The following is a 3,715-nucleotide window of genomic DNA, read 5'->3' as shown; positions in this document are numbered from 1 at the left end:
AGCAAGCAACAGCTACCATTACTGGAGCCAACTACACCACATTGGTATTGACAGCAGAGTTGGAAATCACTCCTGCAACTATTACCGGAATCACTTTCGAAGACGGATCCTTTATATTCGATGAATCAGAGAAAGCCATTGAAATTTCAGGTACGCTTCCAAATGGAGCTTCAGTTGCCTATGAAAACAATGGAAGAACAAATGTCGGAAACCAACAGGTAACAGCTACGATTTCAGGTGATAATTATACCACGTTGGTACTATTTGCTGAGTTGACCATCAGCCCTGCCACAATCACAGGAATCACTTTCGAAGACGGATCCTTTGTATTCGATGAATCTGAGAAAGCCATTGAAATCACAGGCACGCTTCCAAATGGAGCTTCAGTTGCCTATGAAAACAATGGAAGAACGAATGTCGGAAACCAACAGGTAACAGCAACGATTTCAGGTGATAATTATTCCGAATTGGTATTGACAGCAGAGTTGGAAATCACTCCTGCAACTATTACCGGAATCACTTTCGAAGACGGATCTTTTGTATTTGATGAATCGGAGAAAGCCATTGAAATATCAGGTACGCTTCCGAATGGCACTTCAGTGTCTTATGCCAACAATACCCGAACCAATGCGGGTACGCAACAAGCAACAGCTACCATTACTGGAACCAACTACACCACGTTGGTATTGACAGCAGATTTGGAAATTACTCCTGCAACTATTACAGGAATCACTTTCGAAGACGGATCCTTTATATTCGATGAATCTGAGAAAACCATTGAAATCACAGGCACACTTCCGAACGGAACTTCAGTTGCTTATGAAAACAATGGAAGAACTAATATCGGAAACCAACAGGTAACAGCTAGGATAACCGGTTCAAACTTTAATGATCTGGTATTGACAGCAGATTTGGAAATCACTCCTGCAACTATTACCGGAATCACTTTCGAAGACGGATCCTTTGTATTTGATGGAACAGAAAAAACCATCGAAATCTCAGGTACACTTCCGAATGGAACTTCAGTTGCCTATACCGACAATACCAGAACAAATGTGGGTGCGCAGCAAGCAACAGCTACCATTTCAGGTGATAATTATTCCGAATTGGTATTGACAGCAGAGTTGGAAATCACTCCTGCAACTATTACCGGAATCACTTTCGAAGACGGAACCTTTGTATTCGATGAATCTGAAAAAACCATTGAAATCACAGGCACGCTTCCGAATGGAGCTTCAGTTGCCTATGAAAACAATGGAAGAACAAATGTCGGAAACCAACAGGTAACAGCTAGGATAACCGGTTCAAACTTTAATGATCTGGTATTAACAGCAGAGTTGGAAATCACTCCTGCAACTATTACCGGAATCACTTTCGAAGACGGATCCTTTGTATTTGATGGAACAGAAAAAACCATCGAAATCTCAGGTACGCTTCCGAATGGAGCTTCAGTTGCCTATGCTAACAATACCCGAACAAATACGGGCACGCAGCAAGCAACAGCTACTATTACTGGAGCCAACTACACCACATTGGTATTGACTGCAGAATTGACCATCACCCCAGCCACAATCACAGGAATCACTTTCGAGAATGGTACCTTTGTATTCGATGAATCTGAAAAAACCATAGAAATCACAGGCACACTTCCGAACGGAACTTCAGTTGCTTACGCCAACAATACCCGAACAAATGCGGGAACGCAGCAAGCAACAGCTACGATTTCAGGTGATAATTATACCACGTTGGTATTGACTGCAGAATTGACCATCACCCCAGCCACAATCACAGGAATCACTTTCGAAAATGGAAGCTTTGTATTTGACGGAACTGAGAAAACCATAGAAATCACAGGCACACTTCCGAACGGAACTTCAGTTGCTTACGCCAACAATACCCGAACAAATGCGGGAACGCAGCAAGCAACAGCTACGATTTCAGGTGATAATTATTCCGAATTGGTTTTAAATGCAGAATTGACCATCACCCCAGCAACAATCACAGGAATCACTTTCGAGAATGGTACCTTTGTATTCGATGAATCTGAAAAAACCATTGAAATCACAGGCACACTTCCGAACGGAACTTCAGTTGCCTATGCCAACAATACCCGAACAAATGCGGGTACGCAGCAAGCGACAGCCACCATTACTGGAACCAACTACACCACGTTGGTATTGACAGCAGATTTGGAAATCACTCCTGCAACAATCACAGGAATTACTTTCGAAGACGGATCCTTTATATTCGATGAATCTGAAAAAACCATTGAAATCACAGGTACACTTCCGAATGGAACTTCTGTGGCCTATGAAAACAATAGCCGAACAAATGTGGGAACGCAGAAAGCAACAGCTACGATTTCAGGTGATAATTATACCACGTTGGTATTGACTGCAGAATTGACCATCACCCCAGCCACAATCACAGGAATCACTTTCGAAGACGGATCTTTTGTATTTGATGAATCGGAGAAAGCCATTGAAATATCAGGAACGCTTCCGAATGGAGCTTCAGTTGCTTACGCCAACAATACCCGAAAAAATGCGGGAACGCAGCAAGCAACAGCTACAATTTCAGGAGCCAATTTTACCACATTGGTTCTAAATGCAGAATTGACCATCACCCCAGCCACAATCACAGGAATCACTTTCGAAGACGGATCCTTTGTATTCGATGAATCTGAAAAAACCATTGAAATCACAGGCACACTTCCGAATGGAACTTCAGTTGCCTATACCGACAATACCAGAACAAATGTGGGTGCGCAGCAAGCAACAGCTACGATTTCAGGTGATAATTATACCACGTTGGTATTGACTGCAGATTTGACCATCACTCCAGCCACAATCACAGGAATCACTTTCGAAGACGGATCCTTTGTATTCGATGAATCTGAGAAAACCATTGAAATCACAGGCACACTTCCGAATGGAGCTTCAGTTGCCTATGAAAACAATGGAAGAACTAATGTCGGAAACCAACAGGTAACAGCTACGATTTCAGGTGATAATTATACCACGTTGGTTCTAAATGCAGAATTGACCATCACCCCAGCAACAATCACAGGAATTACTTTCGAAGACGGATCCTTTATATTCGATGAATCTGAAAAAACCATTGAAATCACAGGCACACTTCCAAATGGAACTTCAGTTGCCTATGAAAACAATGGAAGAACTAATGTCGGAAACCAACAGGTAACAGCTACGATTTCAGGAGCCAATTATACCACATTGGTATTGACTGCAGAGTTGGAAATCACTCCTGCAACTATTACCGGAATCACTTTCAAAGATGGAAATTTTGTATTTGACGGAACTGAAAAAATCATTGAAATAACAGGCACGCTTCCGAATGGAGCTTCAGTGACTTATTCCAACAATACTCGAACTAATGCGGGTACGCAGCAAGCGACAGCCACCATTTCAGGTTATAATTATACCACATTGGTACTATATGCTGAGTTGACCATCAGCCCAGCCACAATCACAGGATTCACTTTCGAAGACGGATCCTTTGTATTTGATGGAACAGAAAAAACCATCGAAATCTCAGGTACACTTCCGGCGGGGGCTTCAGTTGCCTATGAAAACAATGGAAGAACGAATGTCGGAAACCAACAGGTAACCGCTAGGATAACCGGTTCAAACTTCGATGATTTCGTATTGACAGCAGATTTGGAAATTACTCCTGCCACAATCAGAGGAATCAC

General features: G+C 42.4%; 1 protein-coding gene. It reads left to right on the top strand.

Going from position 1 to position 3,715, the window contains the following annotated elements; all coding sequences use genetic code 11:
* On the top strand, nt 1-3,715 hold a 3,715-nt coding region (locus MM213_RS20405), incomplete at both ends, for a beta strand repeat-containing protein (protein WP_241414733.1).

This window comes from Belliella alkalica, assembly GCF_022549785.1.
Taxonomy (GTDB): Bacteria; Bacteroidota; Bacteroidia; order Cytophagales; family Cyclobacteriaceae; genus Belliella; species Belliella alkalica.
The sequence above is the reverse complement of the archived record's forward strand: the minus strand, read 5'-3'. Positions and strand labels throughout refer to the sequence as shown.